The 26,446-nt window shown below is 63.9% G+C and carries 25 protein-coding genes; 10 read left to right on the forward strand and 15 right to left on the reverse strand.

Translation table 11 applies throughout. From position 1 onward, the window contains the following. Positions 1–37: 37 nt before the first annotated feature. On the forward strand, positions 38–1,108 hold the full coding sequence (gene waaF / locus IVB48_RS14600) for a lipopolysaccharide heptosyltransferase II (protein ID WP_247400498.1): 1,071 nt from the start codon (positions 38–40) through the stop codon (positions 1,106–1,108). Positions 1,109–1,287: 179 nt separating this feature from the next. Here the strand turns inward: waaF and IVB48_RS14605 are convergent, their stop codons facing one another. Beyond that, positions 1,288–2,325: a glycosyltransferase family 4 protein gene (locus IVB48_RS14605; RefSeq protein ID WP_247400499.1), complete on the reverse strand. Its 1,038-nt coding sequence runs from the start codon at positions 2,323–2,325 to the stop codon at positions 1,288–1,290. A gap of 125 nt (positions 2,326–2,450) precedes the next feature. On the opposite strand from IVB48_RS14605, the gene galE reads away from it, so the two are divergent. The 3 genes from galE (at position 2,451) to IVB48_RS14620 (ending at position 6,122) form a co-directional block, all read left to right on the forward strand. Continuing rightward, positions 2,451–3,464: a UDP-glucose 4-epimerase GalE gene (gene galE, locus IVB48_RS14610; protein WP_247290164.1), complete on the forward strand. Its 1,014-nt coding sequence runs from the start codon at positions 2,451–2,453 to the stop codon at positions 3,462–3,464. A gap of 118 nt (positions 3,465–3,582) precedes the next feature. Then, entirely contained in the window at positions 3,583–5,385 is a 1,803-nt protein-coding gene (locus IVB48_RS14615; protein WP_247290166.1) for an ABC transporter ATP-binding protein, read from the forward strand. 35 nt (positions 5,386–5,420) lie between these two features. Next, entirely contained in the window at positions 5,421–6,122 is a 702-nt protein-coding gene (locus IVB48_RS14620; RefSeq protein WP_027566820.1) for a fumarylacetoacetate hydrolase family protein, read from the forward strand. 77 nt (positions 6,123–6,199) lie between these two features. Here the strand turns inward: IVB48_RS14620 and IVB48_RS14625 are convergent, their stop codons facing one another. Next, on the reverse strand, positions 6,200–6,658 hold the full coding sequence (locus IVB48_RS14625; protein ID WP_247290168.1) for a nuclear transport factor 2 family protein: 459 nt from the start codon (positions 6,656–6,658) through the stop codon (positions 6,200–6,202). Positions 6,659–6,787: 129 nt separating this feature from the next. On the opposite strand from IVB48_RS14625, the gene IVB48_RS14630 reads away from it, so the two are divergent. Both IVB48_RS14630 and IVB48_RS14635 read left to right on the forward strand, forming a co-directional pair. After that, complete coding sequence (locus IVB48_RS14630; RefSeq protein WP_247290170.1) at positions 6,788–7,330, forward strand: hypothetical protein; 543 nt, start codon at positions 6,788–6,790, stop codon at positions 7,328–7,330. 26 nt (positions 7,331–7,356) lie between these two features. Then, the gene (locus tag IVB48_RS14635) at positions 7,357–7,593 is read left to right on the forward strand and encodes a hypothetical protein (RefSeq protein ID WP_247290171.1); all 237 of its coding nucleotides are present in this window, start codon (positions 7,357–7,359) and stop codon (positions 7,591–7,593) included. Between the two features lie 20 nt (positions 7,594–7,613). Here the strand turns inward: IVB48_RS14635 and IVB48_RS14640 are convergent, their stop codons facing one another. Together IVB48_RS14640 and IVB48_RS14645 are read right to left on the reverse strand one after the other, a co-directional pair. After that, positions 7,614–7,769, reverse strand: a complete 156-nt coding sequence (locus IVB48_RS14640; protein WP_007612486.1) for a hypothetical protein — start codon at positions 7,767–7,769, stop codon at positions 7,614–7,616. Between the two features lie 146 nt (positions 7,770–7,915). After that, a complete protein-coding gene (locus IVB48_RS14645; RefSeq protein ID WP_247400500.1) occupies positions 7,916–8,839 on the reverse strand; it encodes a LysR family transcriptional regulator in 924 nt (307 codons plus the stop codon). 213 nt (positions 8,840–9,052) lie between these two features. Between IVB48_RS14645 and IVB48_RS14650 the strand changes: the two genes are divergently transcribed. Next, complete coding sequence (locus IVB48_RS14650; protein WP_247290175.1) at positions 9,053–9,763, forward strand: SDR family oxidoreductase; 711 nt, start codon at positions 9,053–9,055, stop codon at positions 9,761–9,763. Between the two features lie 31 nt (positions 9,764–9,794). Then, positions 9,795–11,030: a YbfB/YjiJ family MFS transporter gene (locus IVB48_RS14655; protein WP_247290177.1), complete on the forward strand. Its 1,236-nt coding sequence runs from the start codon at positions 9,795–9,797 to the stop codon at positions 11,028–11,030. A 19-nt stretch (positions 11,031–11,049) separates the two neighbouring features. On the opposite strand, the gene IVB48_RS14660 is transcribed toward IVB48_RS14655, so the two are convergent. The 4 genes from IVB48_RS14660 to IVB48_RS14675 form a co-directional block, all read right to left on the reverse strand. Next, complete coding sequence (locus IVB48_RS14660) at positions 11,050–12,510, reverse strand: NAD(P)/FAD-dependent oxidoreductase (protein ID WP_247290179.1); 1,461 nt, start codon at positions 12,508–12,510, stop codon at positions 11,050–11,052. Positions 12,511–12,669: 159 nt separating this feature from the next. Then, positions 12,670–14,091, reverse strand: coding sequence for an adenosylhomocysteinase (gene ahcY / locus IVB48_RS14665; protein WP_247400501.1), 1,422 nt, complete (start codon positions 14,089–14,091; stop codon positions 12,670–12,672). A gap of 120 nt (positions 14,092–14,211) precedes the next feature. Further along, complete coding sequence (metK, locus tag IVB48_RS14670) at positions 14,212–15,408, reverse strand: methionine adenosyltransferase (RefSeq protein WP_247290184.1); 1,197 nt, start codon at positions 15,406–15,408, stop codon at positions 14,212–14,214. Positions 15,409–15,469: 61 nt separating this feature from the next. Beyond that, positions 15,470–16,825, reverse strand: coding sequence for a hypothetical protein (locus tag IVB48_RS14675; RefSeq protein WP_027519010.1), 1,356 nt, complete (start codon positions 16,823–16,825; stop codon positions 15,470–15,472). Between the two features lie 173 nt (positions 16,826–16,998). Here IVB48_RS14675 and IVB48_RS14680 point away from each other — a divergent pair, with 173 nt between their 5' ends. Then, positions 16,999–18,717 carry a caspase family protein gene (locus IVB48_RS14680; RefSeq protein ID WP_247400502.1) on the forward strand — a complete coding sequence of 573 codons (1,719 nt, stop codon included), beginning with the start codon at positions 16,999–17,001 and terminating at the stop codon, positions 18,715–18,717. 141 nt (positions 18,718–18,858) lie between these two features. On the opposite strand, the gene IVB48_RS14685 is transcribed toward IVB48_RS14680, so the two are convergent. The 6 genes from IVB48_RS14685 to IVB48_RS14710 all read right to left on the reverse strand — a co-directional run bounded on the left by IVB48_RS14685 (position 18,859) and on the right by IVB48_RS14710 (position 24,720). Then, the gene (locus tag IVB48_RS14685) at positions 18,859–19,977 is read right to left on the reverse strand and encodes a cobalamin-independent methionine synthase II family protein (protein ID WP_027566809.1); all 1,119 of its coding nucleotides are present in this window, start codon (positions 19,975–19,977) and stop codon (positions 18,859–18,861) included. Positions 19,978–19,996: 19 nt separating this feature from the next. Further along, positions 19,997–20,713, reverse strand: coding sequence for an ABC transporter ATP-binding protein (locus IVB48_RS14690; protein ID WP_027566808.1), 717 nt, complete (start codon positions 20,711–20,713; stop codon positions 19,997–19,999). Further along, positions 20,706–21,461 carry an ABC transporter ATP-binding protein gene (locus IVB48_RS14695; RefSeq protein WP_007612502.1) on the reverse strand — a complete coding sequence of 252 codons (756 nt, stop codon included), beginning with the start codon at positions 21,459–21,461 and terminating at the stop codon, positions 20,706–20,708. Before IVB48_RS14695 ends, IVB48_RS14690 begins: the two co-directional genes overlap by 8 nt. Further along, positions 21,458–22,486, reverse strand: coding sequence for a branched-chain amino acid ABC transporter permease (locus tag IVB48_RS14700; protein ID WP_027566806.1), 1,029 nt, complete (start codon positions 22,484–22,486; stop codon positions 21,458–21,460). Before IVB48_RS14700 ends, IVB48_RS14695 begins: the two co-directional genes overlap by 4 nt. A gap of 8 nt (positions 22,487–22,494) precedes the next feature. Then, entirely contained in the window at positions 22,495–23,364 is an 870-nt protein-coding gene (locus IVB48_RS14705) for a branched-chain amino acid ABC transporter permease (RefSeq protein WP_027566805.1), read from the reverse strand. Between the two features lie 165 nt (positions 23,365–23,529). After that, the gene (locus IVB48_RS14710; protein ID WP_027566804.1) at positions 23,530–24,720 is read right to left on the reverse strand and encodes an ABC transporter substrate-binding protein; all 1,191 of its coding nucleotides are present in this window, start codon (positions 24,718–24,720) and stop codon (positions 23,530–23,532) included. 517 nt (positions 24,721–25,237) lie between these two features. Here IVB48_RS14710 and IVB48_RS14715 point away from each other — a divergent pair. After that, entirely contained in the window at positions 25,238–25,522 is a 285-nt protein-coding gene (locus IVB48_RS14715; RefSeq protein ID WP_247290188.1) for a hypothetical protein, read from the forward strand. A gap of 36 nt (positions 25,523–25,558) precedes the next feature. On the opposite strand, the gene purU is transcribed toward IVB48_RS14715, so the two are convergent. Further along, the gene (purU, locus tag IVB48_RS14720; protein WP_247362688.1) at positions 25,559–26,422 is read right to left on the reverse strand and encodes a formyltetrahydrofolate deformylase; all 864 of its coding nucleotides are present in this window, start codon (positions 26,420–26,422) and stop codon (positions 25,559–25,561) included. Between the last annotated feature and the right edge of the window lie 24 nt (positions 26,423–26,446).

Genomic DNA, 26,446 nt, shown 5'->3' on the forward strand with positions numbered 1-26,446 from the left:
GAACCGCCACATCAGCGCACCCCGGCCTTATTAACGAATGAACCAATATTCACAACTTAGTGGAGAGGCAGATCGGAGCGACACGCGCCCGATCCTGATCGTCCCCTACATGTGGATCGGCGATTTCGTCCGGAATCACACCGTCGTGCGGGTCCTGAACGAGCGCTGGCCGAACCGGCCGGTCGATCTGCTCACGACGTCCCTGTGCGCGCCCCTGGTCGATTACATGCCCGGCGTGCGCCAAGGGATCGTGTGGGACCTGCCGCGCGGTCGGCTCGCCGTGGGGCGGCAGTTCGGCCTGGCGAAGCTCCTGCGCGAGCGGAACTACGGCACCGCCCTGGTGCTACCCCGGACCTGGAAGGCCGCCATCGCGCCCGCTTTGGCCGGGATTCCGGAAAGGGTCGGCTTCGTCGGCGAATTCCGGTTCGGCCTGCTCAACCGCTGGCGCTGGGGCGAGAAGAAGCTGCCCCGCTTCATCGACAAGAATGCCGCCCTCGCCCAGCCCGATGGCGCCCCGCTGCCGGCGGAATGGCCGGTGCCGCAATTGCGGGTCCCGGCCGAGGACATCGTCCGCTGGCGGCAGGCCAATGGCCTCAGCGCAGGCGCCGCCGTGGCGCTGGCTCCCGGCTCGGTCGGGGTGTCAAAACGCTGGAGCTACTATCCGGAAGCCGCCCGCCTGCTCGCCGAGCGCGGCCTCGAGGTCTGGGTGGTCGGCGGCCCCGGGGAAAAGGGCCTGGCCCACGAGATCGTCGCGGCCAGCGGCGCCGGGGTCCGGGACCTCACCGGCAATGATCTGCGCAACGGCGTGCTGGCCATGGCTGCAGCCGGCGTCGCGATCTCCAACGATTCCGGCCTGATGCACATCGCAGCTGCCCTGGGCACGCCGACCATGGGTATTTTCGGTCCGACCAGCCCCTATCTCTGGGCCCCCCTCAACGGCCTCGCCGCGACCGTGGTGCAGGACAAGAGCGTGCTGTCCTGCCAGCCCTGCCAGAGCACGATCTGCAAGATGAACGACCACCGCTGCATGCGAGATATCGCGGCGAGCGAGGTGGTGGAGATTGCGCAGCGGGTGCTGGGTGAGGTGGGGTCAAGGGCTTCGACGTGAAGGCCGTCGAGGCTGCGCCGATGATGACATCATGCCGGTGTTTTGCCCGACGAGTCAAATTGAATTCGTAAAATCCGCAGACCATCAACCCACCGCCAAGCCATTGATTTCATTATCCCCGGCTACTGTGCATGGGGTTGTTTTCGCGGTTTTTGTTTTGGTGGCCGTACGACAGGGGTTCAGAGCAGCGGCCGATACACCTCGCCGATCCGCGCTGCCTCGGCATCGAGGCTGAACCGTTCGAGCACCCGTGCCCGCCCGCGTTCGCCCATCGCGGTTGCGGCAGCAACATCGCGCATCAGCGGCTCCAGCGCTGCGACCAGCGCATCCACATCACCGGTCGGGACCAGCACGCCGGTCACGCCATCCTCCACCACCAGTTCGGCCGCGCCGGCGCGCGCGGCGACCAGCGCGCTCCCGGCCGCCATCGCTTCGATCAACGTCAAGCCAAAACCTTCGTTGCGCGAAGTGAAGGCGTAGATGGTCAGCCGCTGATACCAGCGCTGCACATCTTCGATCGGCAGCTCGCCAGTGATGACGATGCGCGATTGCAGACCGGCGGCCTCGATCCGTTTCTTCAGGTCGTTTGCAAAAGCGGCTTGCTCGGGTGTGACCTGGCCGACGATAACAGCGGTGAAATCCGGATAGCGCGGCAGCAGGCGGCACATCGCATCGACGAACACATCGGTGCCCTTCTGGGCGCGCACGCGGCCGAAGCAGCCGATCGCGTAGCGGCCCGGCAGCGCAGTTTCCGCGAAGGCAGCAGTGCGATCCGCCGGCGGCGCATAGACGTCGGTGTCGACGCCGTGCGGAATCACGGTCGCCTTCACTTTCAGGAACGAGGCCGAAAGATCTGACGTCGCGATGATTGCGTCCATGCGCCGGATCAGCCAGCGCGTGATCCAGCTATGATGGCGCTGTGCCGCCGAGGTGAAGACGAGCTTGAGCGGCCAACCGAGCGCACGCAACATCACCCCCGCGATCATCTCGTTGTTGCGGCGCGCGTGCCAGATCACCGGCGCCTTGCGGCGCCACAATCTCAGGAGATCGGCACCGTCCTGGCGCGCGATCCCCTCCGGCGCGTCGGAACCGAACCACGCGGCGCGATAGAGCTTTGCCAGCCGCGGCGCCACCATCCGGTTGGTCGCGGTGACCCCGGAATAGCGCCTGTGCAGATTTGGCACGATCACTTCGAGATCGCTTGGGGAATTCGCCACGCCACGCTCCGTTTCGAAAGTCCCTATACGCAACATTAAGCATAGTGACCAGTTCAGCCGCGCCGATACCCACTCTTCACCACGTAAACGTTAGCTTGGAGCGTTGATCGAAGACGGGTGAGATCATGACTGTGCTTGTCACCGGCGGTGCCGGCTATATCGGAAGCCACACGGTTCTGGCGCTGGCGGAAGCCGGCGAGGACGTCGTCGTGATCGACGATCTCTCCACCGGTTTCTCCGCCTATCTGCCCGAAGGCGTGCCGCTGTTCATTGGCGATGCCGGCGACGAGAACCTGCTCGAAGGCGTGATCGCCCAGCACAACATCGAGAGCATCATCCATTTCGCGGGCTCGGTGGTCGTGCCAGATTCGATGCGCGATCCGCTCGGCTATTACCGCAACAATTTCACGACCGCGCGCAACCTGCTCAACGTCGCGGTCAAGCGCGGCATCGACCGCTTCATCTTCTCCTCGACTGCGGCGGTCTACGGCGATCCGGACCAGGTGCCGGTGCCCGAGCATGCGCCGACACGGCCGCTGTCGCCCTACGGTTCGTCGAAGCTGATGACCGAGATCATGCTGCACGACGTCGCCGCCGCCTACGGCATGCAATACGTGACCTTGCGCTATTTCAACGTTGCGGGTGCCGATCCGCAGGCCCGCATCGGCCTCGCCACCGCCGGCGCCACGCACCTGCTCAAGATCGCGGTGGAAGCCGCCACCGGCCAGCGCGCCAAGATCGACGTGTTCGGCACCGACTATCCCACCCAGGACGGCAGCTGCATCCGCGACTTCATCCATGTCACGGACCTGTCGCAGGCGCATCGCTCGGCGCTCGCCTATTTGCGCAACGGCGGCGCCTCGACGACGCTCAATTGCGGCTATGGCCGCGGCTACTCGGTGCTGGAGACCATCGACGCGGTACGCCGTGTCTCGGGCCGCAGCTTCGCCGTGCAATACGCCCCGCGCCGACCCGGCGACATCATGACCATGGTCGCCGACACCAGCCGTATCCGCGGCCTGCTCGACTGGAAGCCGCAATACGACGACCTCGAGACCATCGCAGCCCATGCGCTGGCCTGGGAGGACAAGCTGTTCCGCGAGCGTCACGGCGAGCTCCGCCACGCCGCCTCGGCCTAGATTCCATTCCAGCGCAAGCCCTTAATTGGGCTTGAAAAGCGCTGGCTTAGCGGGCACAGAGGCCATTCGATCCCTGACGCGCGGGCAGGTTTTTTCCTGTGCCGTCAATGGACTGCGGATGGCTCAGTTTCCAAAGAAAATCACCGACAATCCCTATGCGGCTGCGGTGCTGATTCGCCGCCTGGTCACGGAACAGGGGATCATCTACTGGCGGCGCTACCTCGTCGCCTTCGCGCTGATGGCGCTTGCCGCCGGATCGACCGCGGGCGCGACCTACGTGCTCGGCCAGGTCATCAACCAGGCCTATGTCGACAAGAACATCCCGGGCATCGCGATGTTCTCGGGCATCACCGTGATCCTGCTCTTCATCAAGGGCGTGGCGACCTACGGCCACATGGTGATCCTGACCAAGATCTCCAACGCGATCCTCGCCACCAACCAGCGCCAGCTGTTCGCCAAGCTGATGCGCGAGAGCGTCGGATTCTTCTCCGAGCGGCATTCGTCGGAATTTCTAGCGCGGCTGACAGCCGGTGCAAAGTCCATCACTGATGTCCTCAACATGCTGGTCAATGCGGTCGGGCGCGACCTCATGATGCTGGTCGCCATGATCGGCGTGATGGTGTGGCAGGATCCAGTGATGTCGTTCATCGGCCTCGTCGCGGTGCCGCCGGCGATGCTGGTGCTGCGCAAGCTGGTCAAGCGCATCAAGGGGCTCGCCTACAACCAGTTCACCGGCACCGCCGACATCCTGGAGACGATGCAGGAATCGCTGCAGGGCATCCGCACGGTGAAAGCGTTCACGCTCGAAGACACCATGCAAAACCGCATCGACGAGAATATCGCGATCGTCGAGCGCAACGCCAACAAGATGGCCCGCGTCGCCAATCGCTCCAATCCGCTGATGGAGATGCTCGGCGGCTTCGCAGTCGCCGGCTGTTTGCTTTACGGCGGCTACAGCGTGGTCGCGCTCAACGCCACGCCCGGCGCGTTCTTTTCCTTCATGACGGCGTTCCTGATGGCGACCGAGCCGGCCAAGCGGCTGGCGCGGCTCAACATCGACCTCAACAGCCAGCTCGTCGGCGCCCGCATGCTGCTCGAAGTCGTCGACAGCCCTGCGAGCGAGCATTCCGACGACGACAAGCCGGCGCTGAAACTCTCGAACGCACGCATCGAGCTGCGCGACGTCAGCTTTTCCTATCGCAACGGTGAGACCGTCCTCAATCGCATGAGCTTTGTTGCCGAGCCCGGCAAGGTCACCGCGCTGGTCGGCCCCTCCGGCGGCGGCAAATCGACCGTGCTGGGGTTGCTGCTGCGCTTCTACGAGGTGACGCAAGGCGACATCGTGATCGACGGCCAGTCGATCGGCGCCGTCTCGCGAAAATCGCTGCGGGCTCAGACCGCCTATGTCGGCCAGGACGTCTATCTGTTCCGCGACACCATCCGCAACAACATCGCCTTCGGCCGCGCGGGCGCGACCGAAGACCAGATCATCGATGCTGCGAAAGCAGCCTGCGCGCATGATTTCATCATGGGCTTCCCGCTCGGCTACGACACGCCCGTCGGCGAACACGGCACGCAGCTGTCCGGCGGCCAGCGCCAGCGCATCGCGGTCGCGCGCGCGCTGATCAAGAACGCGCCGATCATCCTGCTCGACGAAGCCACCGCCGCGCTCGATTCGGAATCCGAACGGCAGGTGCAGGAGGCGATCGAGCATCTCTGCCAGAACCGCACCACGATCGTGATCGCGCATCGCCTGCACACCATCATGCACGCCGATGCGATCCTGGTGGTCGAGGGCGGCGAGATCGTCGAGCAGGGCCGGCATGACGAGCTGCTCCGCCGCGGCGGGCGCTACGCCTCGTTCTTCCGCTTGCAGCATCACGACGCCGGCGCTCTGGCGCCGATCAGCGCAACCGCATAGAGTTCCCTTCACCTCAAGAGCAGCGAGATCGCACCATGAACGCCGCCTCCTACGTCATCCCGCTTCCGACCCAGGCTTCCCTTCCCGTCGTCGGGGAAAGCGGGCGGTATCCCGTGCGCCGCATCTGGTGCGTCGGCCGCAACTATCTCGAGCACATCCGCGAGATGGGCAATGACGAGCGCGCCCCGCCGTTCTTCTTCGCCAAGCACGCCGACATGCTGGTGCCCGACGGCGCCACCATTCCCTATCCGCCGCTGACCAAGGATTTGCATCACGAGGTCGAGCTGATCGTCGCGATGAAGAGCGGCGGCCTCAACATTCCCGCCGACAAGGCGCTCGACCATGTCTACGGCTATGCCGTCGGCATCGACTTGACCCGCCGCGACCTCCAGATCGCCTCGCGCAAGAAGGAGCGTCCGTGGGAGATCGGCAAGTCGTTCGACTATTCGGCGCCCTGCTCCGCGGTGCAGCCGGCATCGAAGATCGGCCATCCCGCCAAGGGCAAGATCTGGCTCACGGTCAACGGCAAGGAAGCGCAGAAAGGCGATCTCACCGAGCTGATCTGGAACGTGCCCGAGATCATCTGGCAGCTCTCGCAGCAGGTGAAGCTCGCCGCCGGCGACATCATCATGACGGGCACGCCGGCCGGCGTGTCGCAGCTCCAGCCCGGCGACAAGCTCGAATGCGGCGTCGACGGCGTCGGCACGCTGAAGGTCTCGATCGGCCAACCCGAGTAAGGCTCACGGCGGCTCGAACTAAGAAGGCCTCGGGCATGTCCGGGGCCTTTTGCATTTCGCTGGCGGACGATGCCGATCTACCAAGCCTTCACGGGCCGATCGGCGTGGCTTGCCTGCGGCACACCCCGATTGAGCGACATGTGGGAATGCACGCACAGCCAACCATCGCCATGTCTTGAAAACACCATCGTGGCCCGGCCGGGGCGCGGAAACGCGCTGCCGTCGGGATGATAGCCTGTGCTCGTCCACGGCACGATCACGGTCGCCATCGTGCCATCAGACGATGCCAGGATCGAGGCCTGGTCGATGACGAAACGGAAGTCGGCCGTCTTGGGCCAGACGTTATCCCATTGCGTGGTGACCCATTGGTCGAGGCCGGGAATGACGTCGTTGTGCGTGCCGAAGGCCAGCACATCCGGATGGAAGAGCGGCCGCGCCGAAGCATAGTCGACCTCGCGGACATAACCTGCGAACGTCTCCAGCCACGCGCGGAAGAATTGCACCAGCTCAGTGTTCGCAACCGGCAACGGGGCCATTACCTGCTCCATGTTTGATCGCTCAATCAGGCAATCTTGTTGCCATGAGGCGAACCGTCCAGCAAGATATGGGAAGAGCACCGGTGGAGATCGATCGACGAACCGGGCCGATTTCATGGAGCCAGACTCATGAGACGCCTTCTCCTGCTTGCGGCCACGCTTATCATCTCGTGCAACGTTGCCAGCGCGCAATCCGGTCAGCCCTATGCCGGCCTTGAGCAGCGCCCCATCAAGGCGCTGTCGCACCAGCAGATCGACGATCTTCGAGCCGGACGTGGCATGGGCCTGGCGCTTGCCGCCGAACTCAATGGATATCCCGGTCCGAGCCATGTTCTTGAGTTCGGTGACCGGCTTGACTTGACCGCAGATCAGCGCATCCGGGTTCAGCGCCTGTTCGAGGCCATGAAGCAAGAGGCGGTCCCGCTGGGTAACAAGCTGGTCGAGCAGGAAACGGAGTTGGACCGGCTCTTCTCTGCCCGCGTCGTGACATCGGAGTCACTCAAGGCGACCCTCGTTGCCATTGCGGAAACCCAGGCCTTGCTCCGCGAAAGCCACCTCAAATATCATCTGTCGACGACCGCCTTGCTCGATCAGAACCAGATGCAGCGATACGCGGAGCTGCGAGGTTACCAACGCCCCGATAGCTCCGAAGCACACAAGCACCATCACTAGACGCGGTCATCGCAGCCGACAGCACGATGAGGCCGCGCTTCAGGTCAGCGGGCCGGCACCCGCCCCCGGGCTACAGCTTCAACCACATCAATCTCGGCGACAGCACCGAGAAGCTGATGGCGCAGCTCGGCGGCCCCTTCCATGTCGGGCCGAGCGGGCTAGAGAAGACCGATCTCTGGACCTATCACCCATGGCCCTTCTCATTCGAAGTGCAGGCGGACCGTGTCACGTCAATCCGGATCAACGATCCGACCGTTCAGTAATTGATTGTACGCGGCCCTAGTCACGCCCGTGACAGGGCCTGGAGACCCTTGAAGGTCAGGCGCTTGGGGTCGGTGACGCCGGCGAGATACAGGCGGCGGATGAACGCGATGACGGCGTCGCGGTCGCAATCGGTCAACGCGACGACGGCGTCGACCGCGATTCTCTGGGCTTCCATTGGGCTCACCTCGGCCTTGCAAGTAACCCCGGCCGAGACAGGCTAGGACTCCGCGGTTAATCCGACGTTAACCGTTCGGGCAGCATGGCTGATTCAGCCTAGCGGCCGTATACGCAAAACAACGCATTGCCCGTGCGCGCAGCGGCTCACCGCGCAGTGATGCTGTTCTTGAGCTGTGCAAACTGCTTCTTCAGCCGCGGCACCGCAAAGTCCGTGAAGGTCCGCACCTTCGGCACCGAGAGCCGGCCCTGCGGACAGATCAAATGCGCGGGCATCTCGGGATCCTCGTCGCCGGGCAGCACGATCTCGAGCTCGCCGCGCGCGACCTGCTCACCCACCTGGTACGAATACATTCGCGCCACACCGCGGCCGGCGACGGCCGAGGCCACCGCCGCATAGGTGCTGTTGACGACGAGCCGCGGCGTGAACTGCACCGTGCGGGCAGCCGACGAGCCGACCTGCGGCGCAAAGGTCCACGAATTGGGAAGGTGGGCCATCGCGACGATCTGGTGCTTGGCGAGATCGCCGGGCTCGGTGATGCGCGGGTGCTGCTTCAGATAGCGTGGTGATGCCACCACGACGCGGCTGATCTCGCCGACCCGCATCGCGACCATCGCTGAATCCGCGAGATGGCCGATGCGGAGCGCGACGTCGACCCCCTCCTCGATCAGATTGACCGCGCGATCGAACAGCAGGAGTTTTGCCGACACGGTCGGATAGGCATCGAGAAAGGCATCGAGGATCGGCCGCAGCACCATCTCACCCGACACCACCGGGGCGGTGATCGTGAGCAGGCCGCGGGGCGCCGTGCGCGGCCCGGCCGCGATGTCGTCGGCCTCCTCCAGCTCGGTAAGCACGCGCCTGCAGACCGCGACGTAGCGCTCGCCCTCCTCGCTCAGCTTGATGGAGCGTGTGGTCCGGTGCAGCAGCTCGGCACCGACCCGCTGCTCCAGGAAAGCAATGGCGCGGCTCACCGCCGCCGGCGAACGGCCGAGCTTGCGGCCCGCAGCGGCAAGGCTGCCGTCGTCCACCGCAAGGACAAACACCTTCATCGCATCCAGACGATCCATACGTCTCCCACCAGCCCATCGAGCTCCGACTGCAAGCTAGGCGTTCGCTCCTGCCGCGACAACCACCGCCGAACGCCGGTTCGGCATTCGTTCGCGCCGCGAAAGAGTGTCTGCCGGACAGCGCATATTCGCAGCCAGCCCGCTGCGGCGTACCTCATCCGTCAAGCCAGCCCCGCTGGCGCAGGTTCTGAAATCCAGCAACAGGAGCCCATCATGGGTATCGAACAGAAGGTTGCCATCGTCACCGGTGCCTCGCAGGGCATCGGTGCGGCCCTAGTCCAGGGTTTTCGCGATCGAAACTATCGCGTCGTCGCGACAGCGCGCTCCATCAAGCCGTCGGGCGATGACGATGTCCTCGCCATTGCCGGCGACATCGCCGACCGGAACACCGCCGAGCGGGTGGTCTCGCAAGCCGTCGCCCGCTTCGGCCGCGTCGACACGCTGGTCAACAACGCCGGCATCTTCGTCGCAAAGCCGTTCACGCAGTACACGGCGGAGGACTATGCGGCGGTGATGGGCACCAACGTCGCGGGCTTCTTCCACGTCACGCAGCTTGCCATCGCCGAGATGGAGAAGCAGGGGTCCGGGCACGTCGTCCAGATCACAACCACGCTGGTCGACCAGGCCAATTCGAACGTGCCCTCGGTGCTGGCCTCGCTGAGCAAGGGCGGGTTGAGCGCCGCGACCAAGTCGCTCGCGATCGAATATGCCAAGCGCGGTATCCGCGTCAACGCGGTGTCGCCCGGCATCATCAAGTCGCCGATGCATCCCGTCGCGACGCACGCCCAGCTCGATGGGCTGCATCCCGTCGGCCATATGGGCGAGATGTCCGACATCGTCGATGCCGTGCTCTATCTCGAGGGCGCCTCCTTCGTCACCGGCGAGATCCTGCATGTCGACGGCGGCCAGAGCGCCGGCCACTGAACGCTAGCGCCTTGGCGCGCACGAGGACGACATGACAGACGCAGATGCCAAGCAGCAAGTTCATCCCCGACCGCATCAGCGGTCGGGTTCGACATCAGAGATTTCTTCACAGCAAACCCGGCGATATGCGGTAGCCGGATTGTCAGCATCGCTGGTCGGACTCGGCCTCGCGCGCTTTTCCTATACGCCGCTGATCCCGGCCCTGATCGCCGCAAAATGGTTCGGCGCGTCCGACGTCGTCTATCTCGGTGCAGCGAACCTGGCCGGCTATCTCGCCGGCGCGCTCGCGGCGCGGACCGTGGCCGCGCGCATCGGCGCCGTTCGCACCTTGCGGGCGATGATGTTGCTCGCGACCCTCTCTTTTTTTGCCAGCTCAACCCCGGTGTCGTTCACCTGGTTCTTCGCCTGGCGCTTCCTGTCGGGGCTCACCGGCGGAATCATCATGGTACTGGCGGCCTCCGTCATTCTGCCCCATACCTCGGCCGCAAAGCGCGGCATGGTCGGCGGCGTGATCTTTGCCGGTGTCGGGCTCGGTGTCGCCGCATCGGGCACGCTGGTGCCGCTATTGCTGCAGCAAGGCTTGCAACAGAGTTGGTATGGTCTTGGCGTGGTCTCTGGCACGCTCACGCTGGTGAGCTGGTGGAACTGGCCTGCCGAGGCCAAGACCGATACCGTGTCATCGCAGCCGGCGAAGCACGCTTCGCCCGCCGTTCGCGGCTTGCTCGTCCAATACGGCCTCAACGCGGTGGCGCTGGTGCCGCACATGGTCTTCATCGTCGATTTCGTCGCGCGCGGCCTCGGCCAGGGTATTGCCGCGGGATCGCACTACTGGGTGCTCTACGGCCTTGGCGCAATCGTCGGCCCCCTGGTCACCGGTCACCTCGGCGATCGCGCCGGGTTTGGACCCGCGCTACGCGCCGCCTTCCTGATCGAAGCGGCCGCCGTGTTGCTCCCGACCGTCAGTACCGCGCCTCTCTCGCTGATCGTGTCGAGCGTCGTGGTCGGCGGCTTCACACCCGGCATCGTACCGCTCGTGCTCGGACGTATCCATGAGCTGGTCCCCCATTCTGCCGAGCAGCAGCGCAGGACGTGGAGCCATGCCACGACCAGCTTTGCGCTGTTCCAGGCGGCCGCGGCCTACGGCTTCTCCTGGATCTACGCGCAGACCGGCGGCGATTATCTCGTCCTGTTCGCGCTGGGCGGTGGCGCGGTGGTGCTCGCACTCGCGATTGATTTTGCCCTGCCGCTTACCACCCGTAAGGCTTAGAACGCCGAGGTCGTCGCGATCAGGAATATTGCATCACGCCGTCGTCGATCCGGCCGAACCGCAAGGAGACGATGTCGAGCGCGTAGTTCTGGTAGAGCCGCCACGGCTGCTTCGAGCCTTGCTTCGGCATCTTTGCGACCGAGCGCTGCACATAACCCGAGGTGAAGTCGAGCGACGGCTGCGCGGTAATCGAGGGATCGTCATTGTGCGGCATGCACTGCCGGAAATTGTGCCGGTCCATGTAGTTGATCAGGCGGCAGACATATTCGCAGGTGAGGTCGCATTTCAGTGTCCATGATGCGTTGGTGTAGCCGAAGGCGGAGGCCATGTTGGGCACCTCGGCATACATCATGCCTTTGTAGGTCAGCGTATTGGCGAAATCGACGGTGCGGCCGTCGACACTGATGTCGAGACCGCCGACGACCTGGAGCACCAGTCCCGTCGCGGTCACGATGATGTCCGCCGCAAGCTCGCTGCCGTCCTTCAGGCGGATACCGCCCTGGGTGAACATGTCGATCTCTTTGGTCACCACGGAGGCGCGCTGCTCGCGAATCGCCTTGAACAGGTCGCCATCCGGCACGAGGCAGAGCCGCTGGTCCCACGGATTGTAGCGCGGCGTGAAATGGGTCGCGACGTCGTAGTCGGGGCTGAGCGCCATCTGCACGCCCTTGAGAACCAGCTCCTTCACCTTCGCAGGGCGGCGCCGACTGAGCTGGAAGAAGAACATCCCCCACATCACGTTGCGCCAGCGGATCAGATGATAGGCAAGCCGCGTCGGCAGATTGCGCCGCAATTTGTTGGCGACGGGATCCTGTGCCGGGCGCGACACCACATAGGTCGGTGAGCGCTGCAGCATCGTGACCTGCGCGGCCGTCTTGGCGAGCTCCGGCACCAGCGTCACTGCGGTCGCGCCCGAGCCGATCACGACGACGCGCTTGCCCGCGCAGTCGATGTCGTCGGTCCATTTCTGCGGATGCACGATGCGGCCGGCGAAATCCACGACGCCCTTGAACTCCGGCGTATAGCCCGCCTCGTACTTGTAATACCCCGAGCACATGAACAGTAAATTGCAGGTAAAGCGCACGGTTTCGGTGGCGCCCTCGCCGGTGATGCGCTCGGCCTCGACGGTCCAGCGCGCCTCACTCGTCGACCACGCCGCACGCTTGACACGATGGTGGAAGCGGATGTGCTTCTCGATACCGTTCTCGGCTGCGGTTTCGCGCACATAATTGAGAATCTGCGCGCCGTCCGCGATCGCCTTCGGATCGGTCCACGGCTTGAAGGAATAGCCGAGCGTGAACATGTCGCTGTCGGAGCGGACGCCAGGATAGCGAAACAGATCCCAGGTACCGCCGACGCAGTCGCGCCCCTCGAGGATGACGTAGCTCTTGCCCGGGCATTTGGTCTGCAGATGATAGCCCGCGCCGATCCCGGACAGGCCGGCACCGACGATCAGCACATCGAAATGGTCTTGAGCCATTGTTTCCTCCGCCGCCAGGAATTGTCTGACCGGGATCATCGCTCGTCAACTGGCAATCGGCCCTGACACAACCGCGAAGAGACGCGTTCGTCGCGCTCAAGACAACAAAGCCCCGGATCGCTCCGGGGCTTTGCGTCGAAAATAGATACGATCAGCGGATCAGTACCGATAATGGTCCGACTTGTACGGACCTTCCTGCTTGACGCCGATGTAGTCGGCCTGATCCTTGCGCAGCTCGGTGAGCTTGACGCCGATCTTGGCGAGGTGCAGGCGCGCGACCTTTTCGTCGAGCGACTTCGGCAGCACGTAGACTTCCTTCTTGTACTTGCCGTCCTTGTTGTTGGCGAAGAGCTCGATCTGCGCCAGCGTCTGGTTGGTGAAGGATGCCGACATCACGAAGGACGGATGGCCCATCGCATTGCCGAGATTCACGAGGCGGCCTTCCGACAGCATGATGATGCGGTGCTTGTCGGGGAATTCGATCTCGTCGACCTGCGGCTTGATGTTGGTCCATTTCAGGTTACGCAGACCCGCGATCTGGATCTCGTTGTCGAAGTGACCGATGTTGCAGACGATGGCGCGATCCTTCATCGCGCGCATGTGCTCGATCGTGATGATGTCCTTGTTGCCGGTCGCGGTGACGAAGATGTCGGCACGGGGCGCGGCGTCTTCCATGGTAACGACTTCATAGCCTTCCATCGCCGCCTGCAGCGCGCAGATCGGATCGACTTCGGAGACCAAGACGCGGCAGCCGGCCTGGCGCAGCGAGGCGGCAGAACCCTTGCCGACGTCGCCGAAGCCCGCGACCATCGCGACCTTGCCGGACATCATCACGTCGGTGCCGCGGCGGATGCCGTCGACCAGCGATTCACGGCAGCCATAGAGGTTGTCGAACTTCGACTTGGTGACGCTGTCGTTGACGTTGATGGCCGGCCATAGCAGCGTGCCCGCCTTCTGCATGTCATAGAGACGATGCACGCCCGTGGTGGTCTCTTCGGAAACGCCCTTGATGCTCTTGGCGATCTCGGCGAAGTAGCCCTTCGGCTTCTCCTTGAGCTGCTTCTTCAGAAGCGCGAAGAAGACTTCCTCTTCTTCCGAACCCGGCTTGTCCAGGAACTTGGTGTCGCCGTTCTCGGCGCGCAGACCGAGATGGACGTACATGGTGGCGTCGCCGCCGTCGTCGAGGATCATGTTCGGGTGACCGCCGCCGTGCCAGTCGAACAGCTTGGCGGTGTAGTCCCAGTACTCGGTAAGGCTCTCACCCTTGACGGCGAACACCGGGATGCCGGCGGCTGCGATCGCCGCCGCGGCGTGGTCCTGCGTCGAATAGATGTTGCAGGAGACCCAGCGGATGTCGGCGCCGAGCGCGGCCAGCGTCTCGATCAGCACGCCGGTCTGGATTGTCATGTGCAGGGAGCCTGCGATGCGCGCGCCCTTCAGCGGCTGCCTCGGGCCATACTCTTCGCGGGTGGCCATCAGGCCGGGCATCTCGGTCTCGGCGAGCGAGAGCTCCTTGCGGCCGAAATCGGCGAGCGAAATGTCCTTGACGATGTAATCGGTGAAGCCGGGCTTCGCGTTCATTGCGGGCGTCCTGTTGTTGAATTGGTCATTCCGGGCCGCCCTGAAGGAGCGAGCCCGGAATCTCGATGGAAGAATTCCGGGTTCGCCGCTGTGGCGGCGCCCCGGGAATGACGTCGGTGATCAGACCGCGCGCTTGAGCGCTTCAACGAGATCGGTCTTCTCCCAGGAGAAGCCGCCCTCGTTGTCGGGGGTACGGCCGAAATGGCCATAGGCGGAGGTGCGCGCGTAGATCGGGCGGTTGAGATCGAGATGGCTGCGGATGCCACGCGGGGTGAGATCCATCGCCTTGGCGGCGGCCTTCTCGAGCTGATCCTCCGACACCTTACCGGTGCCGTGGGTGTCGATGTAGATCGACAGCGGACGCGCCACGCCGATGGCGTAGGCGAGCTGCAATGTGCAGCGATCCGCAAGACCGGCCGCGACGATGTTCTTGGCGACATAGCGTGCCGCATAGGCGGCCGAGCGGTCGACCTTGGTCGGATCCTTGCCGGAGAACGCGCCGCCACCGTGCGGAGCCGCACCACCATAGGTGTCGACGATGATCTTGCGGCCGGTCAGGCCGGAATCGCCGTCGGGACCGCCGATGTAGAACTTGCCGGTCGGGTTGATGTGCCAGATGGTCTTCGCCGTGATCCAGTCCTTCGGCAGCGCCTCGCGCACATAGGGCTCGACGATGTCGCGAATTTGCTTGGACGAGATGTCCTCGACCAGATGCTGATGCGACACCACGATCTCGCGCACGCCGACCGGCTTGCCGTTCTCGTACTGCACGGTGACCTGGCTCTTGGAGTCCGGGCCCAACACCTTCTCGCGGCCGGAGTGGCGCGCTTCGGAGATGAGACGGAGGATCTTGTGGGCGTAGAAGATCGGCGCCGGCATCAGATCCGGCGTCTCGTTGGTGGCGTAGCCGAACATGATGCCCTGGTCGCCCGCGCCCTCTTCCTTGACTTCGCCCGGCTGCAGCGCATCCACGCCCTGCGCGATGTCGGCGGACTGCGGATGCAGCAGGATCTCGATGTCGGCCTTCTGCCAGTGGAAACCTTCCTGCTCGTAGCCGATGTCCTTGATCGCGGCGCGCACGACGCCTTCGATCTGCTCGTTGGTGACGGATGCAGGACCGCGGGTCTCACCGGCGATCACGACCTTGTTGGTGGTCGCGAGCGTTTCGCAGGCGGCGCGAATTTGCCAGGGATCGATGCCGGCTTTCGGTCCTTCGCGGTAGAACAGATCGACGATCTCGTCGGAGATCCGGTCGCACACCTTGTCCGGATGGCCTTCGGACACGGACTCGCTGGTGAAGAGATAGGACGCGCGCATCAGTAACCCCTTGTTCCGCCGCTAGCTGGCGGGCGTTTGCGATGTTTAGCTTTGAATGATGTCAATCACGCCGGCGCGAGATGACGTAGGATTCGTCGAGAAACCAGAGCCCATTATACTTTCGCAGCACGTCCCTGGCGGCATCCAGAGTGCGGCCGTTTTGAGTCATTTCCGTCAACCGGTCGTCCTCAATCTGAGCGACATACACCGCCGCATTCCAGGCTGCAAAGGCCGTCGAGGTTCCGATAGTGCCTGTCACCTCGTTGGGCAGCGCTTCCATATCATACCTGAAGATCGAGCGGTTATCTGCGTAAGCATTAAAATTTAGGTCGCGGCCCACCGAGCCGAGCTCATACTTCACCGCGCGCAATAGCTCATGACGGCTCACCGAGAAAGGATTTTCTCCGGGCCAGATCGCCTGGATCATCTCCATGCCCGGATCCTGCCCGTGGGAGTGAATTCCGATCAGGCGGCCGCCTGCCCGCAAGGCCCGCGCCAGGGGCGCAATGATCCGTTTTGCCCGGAAATTGACCGAGGACAGCGCGCGGTATGGCTGGGATGCAATAACGAGGTCAAAATTGGCCTCGGCCTGGCCCGGCCGTGGAATGGTCGAATCGAGCAGAAACCGCTGATCTTCACGGTAGAGCACCAGCACGACAGGCCGCTCATAGAGCGGCATCCCCGTGCGCGGGCTGACCGCCGCGCGCCAGTTCTGCTCCAAAAACGGCTTCAACTCCGCGATTTGCGTCTCGAACTCGCCCGAGGAAGCCCCCCGCAGGGGAACCTCATGCCAGACGGTCGCGGCGGCCGCCGCGGGCGATGCCGGCGTGAGCCAGGGCGCCTCCGCGTAAAGCATGTTGGTAAAAACGAACACCGAGGCCGGATGCTCGAAAATGCGATCCGGCACCTTGTCCAGCGTCAGGCGGAGGTCCTCGAGACTGAGCTCCTTGCCGGCGACATAGAACGGCATGTGCGGAAAGCGCTGGTGCATCGCGCGCAGCACGCGCGCCAGTACCGTGCCGTCGCCAACGCCGGCATCGAACACGCGCAGCGCCGGCGGCCGGGGATGAATGCTGGCAAGCTCCAGCGCCACGCGCTCGGCGACCACCCGCTTCTCACTGCAAGTGTGGACGAACAGCAGGTATTTCTGGCGGTTCTCGAAGAAGCGGAAATTGCCGCGCGGATCGCGCTTTTCCGGCGGCACCTGAAGTCCCCGCGGGGGAGGCACGCCGCCGGCCATCGATGCGGCCATATAAGCCTGGATCCGGTCCAGCGTGTCGATCGTGATGCGCTTGCCCTCGCGCAGGCGATGCACAAGCTTCCCATCGTTCACCGCGCGCCGGCCAAACGTCGATTCCGCCATGTCGGCCTTGCGGCAGAACTCGGTGATTTGGCTCAGGATTTCGTCATTCTTCATGAAGTGGGACGCAGTGGGCAGAAGGATTGGGTAGCGCCTCCTAGCAAAATCTGCCCACTGAGGGAAGAGGGGATAGAGCCGCCCCCGCTGCCGTGTGCACAGCAGCGAGGCCATGAACCACCTTCCCCTGCCGGGCAACAAACAGACGCCTCTCCTCAACGGGACCACCACCGATGCGTCGCCTCCTCGTCGCGCTTTGCCTGCTCGCCGCAACGCTGTGGTCGGCGCCCGCTTTTTCGCAGGCGCGCAACCAGCTTGGGCCGCTCTGCACCACCGACACCACGCCGGCGGACCAGATGATCGACGCCTGCAGCAAGATCATCGCGCTGAAGGTGTTCAGAGGCGAGCAGCTCGCAACGGTCTACTTCTGGCGCGCGGTGGGCTGGAACAAGAAGGGCGAATACCTAAAGGTCATCACCGACGCCACGGAAGCGATCCGGCTCCAGCCGAGCCAGGCAGTCTATAATCTCAGGGGATCGGCCTACTACGACAGAGGCGAGTACGAAATCGCGATTGCCGATTTCGACGACGCGCTGAAGCTTGGCCCGCCGAGCGGTACCATATTCCACAATCGCGGCAATGCCTGGCGCGGCAAGGGCGACTACGCCAAGGCGATCGTCGACTACGACATGTCGATTAAAGCCGACCCGAGATCGGCGTTCTCGTTCCAGAACCGCGGCATCGCGAAGGAGGCGCTCGGCGACCTCGACGGCGCGCTGGCCGACATTAACCAAGCGATCCGGCTCGACCCGACACTGCCGCAGCCGCTGATCAACCGGACCGCGATCTGGCGCGTCAGAGGCGATTACGATCGCGCGATTGCCGACGGCAGCGAAGCGATTCGGCTCGCGAAAGAGAAGCCGCCCGTCAACATCATGACGCCGCCGAACAGCGTGCTGATCTCGGGCTACACCCATCGCGCGCTGGCCTATGAGGCGAAAGGCGATTACGCGCACGCGAGGGACGACTACAAGGCGACGCTTGCAATCACGGCTTCCGATGCCGGCAGCAAGGCCAATCAGGCCACGGCAAAGGTGCGGCTGTCGCTGGTCACCGACGCTAGCGTGCCGATCCCGCGGGATGGGCCGTCACCGACGACCGAGCAGGCACAGGCACCGGCTCCCCAGCAGACGGGTGCCGCGCCGTCCCCCTCGCCTGCTCCGGCCGCGCGCGGCACGCGCATGGCGCTGATCATTGGCAATGGCGCCTATGCGCATGTCAAGGCACTGCCCAATCCGCCCAATGACGCGCGCGCCGTTGCGAAGAGCCTGCGCAACATCGGCTTCACTGTGTCAGAAGGCGTCGATCTCGACCGCGCGGCGATGCAAAAGATGACGCGTGACTTCTTGCGGGAGGCGGCGCGGGCGCAAATCGTGGTGGTCTACTATGCCGGCCACGGCGTGCAGGTCGAGGGTCGCAACTATCTCATTCCCGTCGACGTCGAGCTCAAGCCGGGCGCGAGGATGACGGACGCGATGATCGACATGGATACGATCATGGCCGGCCTCGACGACCAAGTCCGCACCAACATTTTGATCTTCGATGCCTGCCGCAATAATCCGATGGCACAGCAGGTTGCATCAGCTGGCACCAACCGCGCCATCGAAGCTGCCTCGGGCCTTGCAGCGCCAACGAGCCTGGGCGCCGGCGCGACGCTCGGCGCCGGCACGCTGATCGCTTTCGCCACTGCGCCGGGCCAGGTCGCGCTCGACGGTGAAGGCGCCAACTCGCCGTTCTCCGCCGCGCTCTCCCGCCATCTCGGCACGCCTGGCCTGGAAGTGCAGCAGATGCTGACGCGGGTGCGGGCCGAGGTGGTCTCGACCACGAAGAACAAGCAGGTGCCGTGGTCGAACTCGTCGCTGCTGGGCGAGGTTTATCTGGCGGAGAAATGAAGGGCGTGTGCCTCACCCTCAGCTGTGATCGCCCGGCTTGACCGGGCGATCCAGTACGCCGAGAAGTCAGCGATTCTCCGAGAAGCCGCGGCGTACTGGATTCCCCGCCTTCGCGGGGAATGACAGTGAGCGAGTGGAGCCCTATTGGCCCCACACTTCCTTTGCGATCTCCACGGCGAGGCTGAGCTTGGCCCACTGTTCCTCTTCGGAGAGGACGTTGCCCTCCTCCGTCGACGCAAAACCGCACTGCGGCGATAGTGCGAGCTGCTCCAGCGGGGCGAACTTGGCGGCTTCCTCGAGACGGCGCTTGATGTCATCCCTCTTCTCGAGCTCACCGAATTTCGAGGTGATGACGCCGACCACGACGACCTTGTTGCCCTTGGGCAGGAAGCGCAGCGGCTCGAAGCCACCCGCGCGGTCGCTGTCGTATTCGAGGAAATAGCCGTCGTAATTGGTGCCGGCGAGCATGGTCTCGGCAACCGGCTCGTAGCCGCCTGAAGAAATCCAGGTCGAACGGAAATTGCCGCGGCAGACATGCGTCGTCACCACCATGTCGGCGGGCTTCTCCGCCAGCGCGTAGTTGATGACGCGCGCATAGATCTGCTGGAGACCCTCGGGATTGTCGCCCCGCTCGCGCGCCTTCTGCAATTCGTCCGGCGAGCAGAGATAGGCCCACACGGTGTCGTCGAACTGGAGATAGCGGCAGCCGGCGTCATAGAACGCCTTCACGGCCTTGCGATAAGTCTTGCCGAGGTCTTCGTAGAAGGCGTCGAGATCGGGATACACGTCCTTGGAGATCGCCTTGCGGCCGCCACGGAAGTGCAGCACCGCCGGCGACGGGATCGTCATCTTCGCGGTGACGTGGGCCTGGTCGGCGACCTTCTTCAGGAAGCGGAAGTGATCCAGCATCGGATGGTCATCGGGGAAATCGAGCTTGCCGATCACCCGCACCGCGTCATGCCGCGTCTCGACGCCCGCGAACTGGATGCCGGTGTCGGGGTGGAACATTTCGCAGCCGGTGAGCTTGGCCAGGAAGTCGAAATGCCACCAGGAGCGGCGGAATTCGCCGTCGGTTGCGAGCTTCAGGCCGAGCGAGGCCTGCTTATGCACGACCTTCTCGATCTCCATGTCCTCGATCTTGCGCAGATCGTCGGCCGAGATCTCGCCCTTCTCCAGCCTGGCGCGGGCTTCCTTGATCTTCGCGGGGCGCAGGAGGCTGCCGACCTCGTCGGCGCGGAAGGGGGCTTTGGTTCGCTGCATTTCTTACTCCCAGTTATTTTTAGTGGGCCGCCGCCCCTGCGACGCCGAGGTGGCGCTCGAGGACCGACGGGTCGGCCTTCAGCGCGGCGCTCGGGGCGTCGTGGACGATCGTTCCGCGCTCCAATATCACAACACGGTCGGCCAGCCCCAGAATCTTTTGGGCATTCTGCTCGACGATAATCGAGCAGATGCCGCCCGCCCGGGTGATGGTCCCGATCGCCTTCAAAAGCTCCTCGACGATGATGGGGGCAAGGCCCTCGGTCGGCTCGTCCAGGAGAAGCACTTTCGGATTGAGGGTCAGCGCGCGACCAATCGCCAGCATCTGCTGCTCGCCGCCGGAGAGCTGGTTGCCAAAATTGCTCCGCCGCTCCTTCAGCCGCGGGAACATCTCGTAGACCCTCTCGACCGTCCAGGGGCCGGGCTGGGCCACTGCGGACATGTTCTCCTCCACCGTGAGCGAGCGGAAGATGTTGCGCTCCTGCGGCACCCAGCCGATCCCGGCGCGCGCCCGCTGGTCCGGCCGCAAAGTCGTGACGTCGCTACCGGCCAGCCGGACATTGCCGGAGAAGCGACGGGTGACGCCGACGATCGAATTGATCAGCGTGGTCTTGCCGGTGCCGTTGCGCCCCAACAGTGCCAGCACCTGGCCTTCGGAGAGACGCAGGGACATGTTCGGCAGCACCACGGCCTCGCCGTAGCCGGCGCGAAGCGAGTCGATCGCGAGCAGGTCAGACATTGACCGCCTCCTCGCCGAGATAGACCGCCTTGACCTGCGGGTCGCGCGCGACCTGCTCGGGCGGTCCTTCGGTGAGCAGCGCACCGGAGACCAGGACAGAGATGCGGTCGGCGAAGGAGAACACGAGGTCCATGTCGTGCTCGATCAGCAGCACCGTGACGTCGCGCGGCAGGCTGCCAACGACGGCGAGAATGTCATGGCGCTCGCTCTCAGGCACGCCGGCGGCGGGCTCATCCAGCAGCAGCACGCGCGGCTTGGCGGCGATCGCGACCGCGATCTCGAGCAGGCGCTGCTTGCCGTAAGGCAGCGTCACCGTCTGCTCGTTCATGACGTCAAGCAGGTGGAAGCGTGTCAGGAGGTCGGCGATCTCGCCGTTGACGTCGCTGCGCGTACCCATCCGCCGCCACCAGTCACCGCCATGGCCGAGGCGCTCGGAGACAGCGAGACCGATGGTCTCGAGCGGGGTCAGGTCGGGATAGAGCTGGTTGATCTGGAAGGTACGCGACAAGCCGCGCAATACGCGCTTGTGCACGGGCAGATCGGTGATGTCCTGGCCTTCGAGCAGGATGCGGCCCGAGTTCGGCTTGAGCACGCCGGTGAGCTGGTTGATGACCGTGGTCTTGCCGGCGCCGTTCGGGCCGATCAGCGCGTGGCGGGCGCCTTGTTCGATTTTTAGCGACAAGTCGCGAGTGACGCGCAGACCACCGAACTGCTTTTCGAGATTCTGGGTTTCGAGCGCGATGGTCATGCGTCGCTCTCCGGCACGGCGACGACGGCCTTGCGCCCGGCTATCTGCTTGATGACCAGATTGGGCACATACAGCATCCAGCGATGCAGGCGCTGCCGGCCGACCAGGACGATCACGACCAGCACGAGCCCGATCCAGAACTGCCAGTATTGCGGGGTGATGGTGGAGAACAACTCCTGCAGCATGCGGAACAGCACCGCGCCGATCAGGCCGCCATAGAGATAGCCGGTGCCGCCGATCACGAGCACCAGCATCAGGTCCGCCGAGCGCTCGAAGGCGAACACGTCGAGCGAGGCGATCGCGGTGGTCTGGGTGAACAGTGCGCCTGCGATGCCGGCATAGAACGCCGCGAGTGTGTAGATCGCAATCAGGCGGCGGTTGACGGGAATGCCGATCGCGGCCGCGCGCAGCGGATTGTTCTTGATCGCCCGCAACGACAGCCCGAACGGCGAATGCACGACGCGGCGGGCGAACAGGAACAACAGGAACAGAACGGCGAGCGAATAGAAGAAGCCGGTCTTGCCGAACATGTCGAACGGGATCTCACCGAAGATCGGCTGCATCTCGATACCCTGCAGGCCGTCGGTGCCGCCGGTGATGTTGGAGAAGCGTTCGGCCAGCGCCTCCAGCAACAACGCGATGCCGAGTGTCACCATCAGCCGCGTCAGGTCGACGCCTCGGATCACCAGGAAGCTGGTGGCGAAGCCGAGCACCATCGCGACAAGGCCTGCGACGACAAGCGCAAGCACGGGCTCGTTGATGATCCCATGCAGCGCGAGAAGCCCCGCCGCGTAAGCACCGGCGCCGAAGAAGGCTGCATGGCCGAGCGAGACGATGCCGGCGTAACCGAGGATCAGATCGAGCGACATCGCAAACAGCGCGAGCCGCAGGATGTCCGTCATGATCAAATAACGCGTGGGAAATACGAAGCCGCAGCCCAGCACGATCAGCCAGAAAGCGGCCTCGCCATAATGCCAGCGTGCCTGGCGCTGGGCGTGATAGCCGACGTCGGAGGAGGCGCTCATCGGCGAACTCAACGCGCGGCCGTGCGGCCGAACAGGCCGTTCGGGCGCCAGATCAGGATCACGATCATCATGGTGTAGATCACGAAAGGTCCCATCTTCGGGACGTAATATTTGCCGGCGACGTCGCCGATGCCGAGCAGCAGCGAGGCCAGAAACGGGCCGGTGATCGAGGACGAGCCGCCGACGGTGACCACAATCAGGAAGTAGATCATGAACTTCAGCGGAAAATACGGGTCGAGGCCGAGGATCTCGGCGCTCAGCGCGCCGCCGAGACCAGCCAGGCCGCAACCAAAAGCAAATGTGAAGGCGAACACCTGCGGCACGTTGATGCCGAGGCCGCTCGCGGCGCGGGGATCATCGACCGCAGCGCGTAGACGGCTGCCGAACCGCGTCTTCGCGAGCACCATCTGGAGAGCAATGGTGAGCAGCCCGCAGATCACGATGATCATCAGCCGGTAGCGGCCGACGCCGACGCCGAACACGTCGAACTGGCCCTGAAGCGCCGCCGGCAAATTGATGAAGACCCGCGACGAGCCCTGGATGTAGTCGACGGCCGCGACCGACATGAAGGTGAGGCCGATCGTGAACAGCACCTGGTCGAGATGGCTGCGCGCATAGAGGTGTCGGTACAGCGTGCGCTCGAGCACAATGCCGATCGCAGCAGAGGAGACGAAGGCAAGCGGCAATGCAGCGAAGAATGGCCAGCCCATCCGGTTGACCAGCACCATGCAGACATAGCCGCCGGCCATGGCGAAGGCGCCATGGGCGAGGTTGACGAAGTTCATCAAGCCGAGCGTGACCGCGAGCCCGCAAGCCAGCACGAACAGCAGCATGCCGTAGGCAACGCCATCGAACAGGTTGGTGAGGATTGAGGTCATCGTCTCAGCTTGGCGTTATCGTCATGACCGGGCTTGTCCCGGCCATCCACGTTCCTGGTTCGACTCTCGCGTGGATGCCCGGGTCAAGCCCGGGCATGACGAGAGTGGCGGGCGAGATCCCCGATGCGCGCTAATGCGCGCTCGGGGATGACGCGCTTTCGCGCGTCACTTCTTGGTCTTGCCGAGATCCTTGACGGCCTCGAAGGTCGCGAACTCGACGTTGTAGAGCTCGCCGTCGACCTTCTCGACCTTCCGGATGTAGATGTTCTGCACGATGTCGCGGGTCTCGGGGTCGATCGAGATCGGGCCGCGCGGGCTCTCCCACTTCTGGCCCTTCATGGCTTCGACCAGCTTGGTGCCGTCGGTGTCGCCATTGGTCTTCTTCAGTGCTTCGTAGATCAGATGAATGCCGTCATAGCCGCTCACCGCCATGAAGCCCGGCCGGTTTCCGTACGCCTTCTTGTAGGCCGCGACGAAATCCTTGTTCATCTGCGAGGGATGCGCCGCGGAATAAAGGTGTGCAGTGACCGTGCCCAGCACGGCGTCGCCCATGTTGTTGAGGAGGTCGTCGTCCGTCACGTCACCCGGTCCGATCACCTTGATGCCCGCCTTGTCGAGTCCGCGTTCGGCATACTGCTTCATGAAGTTGCCGCCCTGGCCGGCCGGCACGAACACGAAGATCGCGTCAGGCTTGGCATCCTTCATACGCTGGAGGAACGGTGCGAAATCGGGATTGGCAAGCGGCGTCTTCACCTCTTCGACCACCTCGCCGCCACCGGCGGTGAAGTTCTGCTTGAAGAAGTTGAGCGCGTCATTGCCCGGCGCGTAGTCCGAGGTCAGGGTCGCCACCTTCTTGATGCCGTTTTTCACCGCCCAGTCGGCGATGATGGTGGAGGACTGCGCCAGCGTGAAGCTGGTGCGCACGATATAGGGCGAGCGCTCGGTGATGATGGAGGTGCCGGCGGCCATCACGACTTCCGGGATCTTGGCTTGCGTGGCCAGCGGCGCCGCCGCGAGCGCGGCCGGCGTGACGCCGAAGCCGGCGATGAAATGGACCTTGTCGTTGACAATCAGCTCTTGCGCGGCGGTCTTGGTCTTGTCGGGAATCGCAGCATCGTCCTTGAGGATGATCTCGATTTTTTTGCCGGCGACGGTGTCGCCCTTCTGCTGCATGTAGAGCTTGATCGCGTTCTCGATCTGCTTGCCGGTCGAGGCCTGGCCGCCGGTCATCGGCAGGATCAGACCGACCTTGACGCTATCCTCGGCCTTGGCCGGAAGGACGGCCGTAAGGCCCACGATGGCGGCCGCTGCTGCGGCCCAGGCAGTCTTATGAGACAGTTTTTTGCGTTCGAACATCAGATGTCCCTCCCCTTCATTCCTGATCTCTTGTGCGCCGGACCGAGTGCCCGGTCCTTGCCTTAAATCGAGCTCACGCACGCGTGATGTCGCGCCACATGGCGTCTTTCGCGCCCTTATTGTCAATCGGACGTTTGGCGACCTTTCGGCGCAAGCCGAGCCTTCCGATTGCCAACGGCAGAAGCGATATCGGGTCACGTCCGGGTAACCCGGTATCGTGATCGTGGTCGCCATCATTTGTACGATTGTACAAACAAAATGGACCTGTCAACGAAAAAGCCCCATCTCCGACCAAACCACTTTGACGCGAGACGTTGCCGCAGTCTAGAAGCGCTGCCGGCCGGGTGCATGGAGGATTTGGTCTTTTGTTTGCAGAATTTGAACATCGGCAAGGTCTGAGTAGGTAGCCTCCGGTATCAAATTACCTACCTCGAATAAGTCTATTTTACCTGTTGAAGGCTACTCTCCCGACGACAGACTGACCTGGCGTCCAACACGCTGACTTCGCCTCCGTACAATGCCCAGATCCGCCCGTTCCCTCCTGATCCTCCTCGCGCTCTCCGCGGGCCTGTCCGGCTGCGGCACCGTCAACGAAAAGCTCTCGTCCGGCATGGGCGACTACGTCCCGCAATGGGCCGGCGGCTTGCCGGCGGACGCCCCGCCGCGGGCGGGCACGCCGCAATACGATGCCTTCATGAAGGAGCGCGAGCGCAAGCGGCTGATGCCGGCAGCGGATCGCGAAAAGGAGGAGCAGGCGCAAAAGGGCGCAACGGGCTCAGCGTCCGGCGCTGCGGTACGTTAAGTCGTGCCCCCTCGCCGCCTGCGGTGAGAGGTGAGTTCAGTCCACGAACACCACGGTCTTGCGGCCGTTGAGGATGACGCGGTCGTTGAGATGGTAGCGGATCGCGCGCGCCAGCACGCGGCGCTCGATGTCGCGGCCCTTGCGGACGAGATCCTCAGGCGTGTCGCGATGGCTGATGCGCTCGACGTCCTGGTCGATGATCGGGCCCTCGTCGAGGTCGCGCGTGACGTAGTGCGCGGTGGCGCCGATCAGCTTGACGCCACGCTCATGGGCCTGGTGATAGGGTTTTGCGCCCTTGAACCCCGGCAGGAACGAGTGGTGGATGTTGATGCAGCGTCCCGACAGATTAGCCGAGAGATCGTCGGACAATATCTGCATATAGCGGGCGAGCACGACGAGATCGGTTCCGGTCTTGGCGACGAGATCGAGGATCTGCGCCTCCTGCTCGCGCTTGGTCTCCTTCGTAACAGGCAGATAGTGGAACGGAACCCCGCCGAAATCGAGCCCGTCATAGACCTCGCGCGGGTGGTTGGAGACGATTGCGACCAAAGTCATCGGCAGCTCGCCGGTGCGCCAGCGATAGAGGATGTCGACCAGGCAGTGATCGGACTTCGACACCAGCAGCATCACCTTGCGATGCGCGGCCCGATCGCGCATCTGCCATTCCATGCCGAAACGCTCGGCGATCGCGGTAAAGCCGGTCTGGAGCGCCGACAGCTCCACGGCGAGATCGGCGGCGGTGAACACCACCCGCATGAAGAACTTATTGGTCTCGGTGTCGTCGAACTGTTGGGCGTCGAGGATGTTCTGTCCGGAATTCGCCAGGAAGGTCGACACCGCCGAGACGATGCCGGGACGATCCGGACAGGACAGGGTCAGGACATATTGATGATCGGGCATGGGCCTTGATGAAGGTTTGGGCAG

It is taken from the genome of Bradyrhizobium sp. 76, from assembly GCF_023073025.1.
Taxonomy (GTDB): domain Bacteria; phylum Pseudomonadota; class Alphaproteobacteria; order Rhizobiales; family Xanthobacteraceae; genus Bradyrhizobium.

Coding starts and splice junctions, on each gene's coding strand:
- waaF (WP_247400498.1), top strand. CDS start 38: ATGAACCAATATTCACAACTTAGTGGAGAGGCAGATCGGAGCGACACG.
- galE (WP_247290164.1), top strand. CDS start 2,451: ATGACTGTGCTTGTCACCGGCGGTGCCGGCTATATCGGAAGCCACACG.
- IVB48_RS14615 (WP_247290166.1), top strand. CDS start 3,583: ATGGCTCAGTTTCCAAAGAAAATCACCGACAATCCCTATGCGGCTGCG.
- IVB48_RS14620 (WP_027566820.1), top strand. CDS start 5,421: ATGAACGCCGCCTCCTACGTCATCCCGCTTCCGACCCAGGCTTCCCTT.
- IVB48_RS14625 (WP_247290168.1), bottom strand. CDS start 6,658: ATGGCCCCGTTGCCGGTTGCGAACACTGAGCTGGTGCAATTCTTCCGC.
- IVB48_RS14630 (WP_247290170.1), top strand. CDS start 6,788: ATGAGACGCCTTCTCCTGCTTGCGGCCACGCTTATCATCTCGTGCAAC.
- IVB48_RS14635 (WP_247290171.1), top strand. CDS start 7,357: ATGAGGCCGCGCTTCAGGTCAGCGGGCCGGCACCCGCCCCCGGGCTAC.
- IVB48_RS14640 (WP_007612486.1), bottom strand. CDS start 7,769: ATGGAAGCCCAGAGAATCGCGGTCGACGCCGTCGTCGCGTTGACCGAT.
- IVB48_RS14645 (WP_247400500.1), bottom strand. CDS start 8,839: ATGGATCGTCTGGATGCGATGAAGGTGTTTGTCCTTGCGGTGGACGAC.
- IVB48_RS14650 (WP_247290175.1), top strand. CDS start 9,053: ATGGGTATCGAACAGAAGGTTGCCATCGTCACCGGTGCCTCGCAGGGC.
- IVB48_RS14655 (WP_247290177.1), top strand. CDS start 9,795: ATGACAGACGCAGATGCCAAGCAGCAAGTTCATCCCCGACCGCATCAG.
- IVB48_RS14660 (WP_247290179.1), bottom strand. CDS start 12,510: ATGGCTCAAGACCATTTCGATGTGCTGATCGTCGGTGCCGGCCTGTCC.
- ahcY (WP_247400501.1), bottom strand. CDS start 14,091: ATGAACGCGAAGCCCGGCTTCACCGATTACATCGTCAAGGACATTTCG.
- metK (WP_247290184.1), bottom strand. CDS start 15,408: ATGCGCGCGTCCTATCTCTTCACCAGCGAGTCCGTGTCCGAAGGCCAT.
- IVB48_RS14675 (WP_027519010.1), bottom strand. CDS start 16,825: ATGAAGAATGACGAAATCCTGAGCCAAATCACCGAGTTCTGCCGCAAG.
- IVB48_RS14680 (WP_247400502.1), top strand. CDS start 16,999: ATGCGTCGCCTCCTCGTCGCGCTTTGCCTGCTCGCCGCAACGCTGTGG.
- IVB48_RS14685 (WP_027566809.1), bottom strand. CDS start 19,977: ATGCAGCGAACCAAAGCCCCCTTCCGCGCCGACGAGGTCGGCAGCCTC.
- IVB48_RS14690 (WP_027566808.1), bottom strand. CDS start 20,713: ATGTCTGACCTGCTCGCGATCGACTCGCTTCGCGCCGGCTACGGCGAG.
- IVB48_RS14695 (WP_007612502.1), bottom strand. CDS start 21,461: ATGACCATCGCGCTCGAAACCCAGAATCTCGAAAAGCAGTTCGGTGGT.
- IVB48_RS14700 (WP_027566806.1), bottom strand. CDS start 22,486: ATGAGCGCCTCCTCCGACGTCGGCTATCACGCCCAGCGCCAGGCACGC.
- IVB48_RS14705 (WP_027566805.1), bottom strand. CDS start 23,364: ATGACCTCAATCCTCACCAACCTGTTCGATGGCGTTGCCTACGGCATG.
- IVB48_RS14710 (WP_027566804.1), bottom strand. CDS start 24,720: ATGTTCGAACGCAAAAAACTGTCTCATAAGACTGCCTGGGCCGCAGCA.
- IVB48_RS14715 (WP_247290188.1), top strand. CDS start 25,238: ATGCCCAGATCCGCCCGTTCCCTCCTGATCCTCCTCGCGCTCTCCGCG.
- purU (WP_247362688.1), bottom strand. CDS start 26,422: ATGCCCGATCATCAATATGTCCTGACCCTGTCCTGTCCGGATCGTCCC.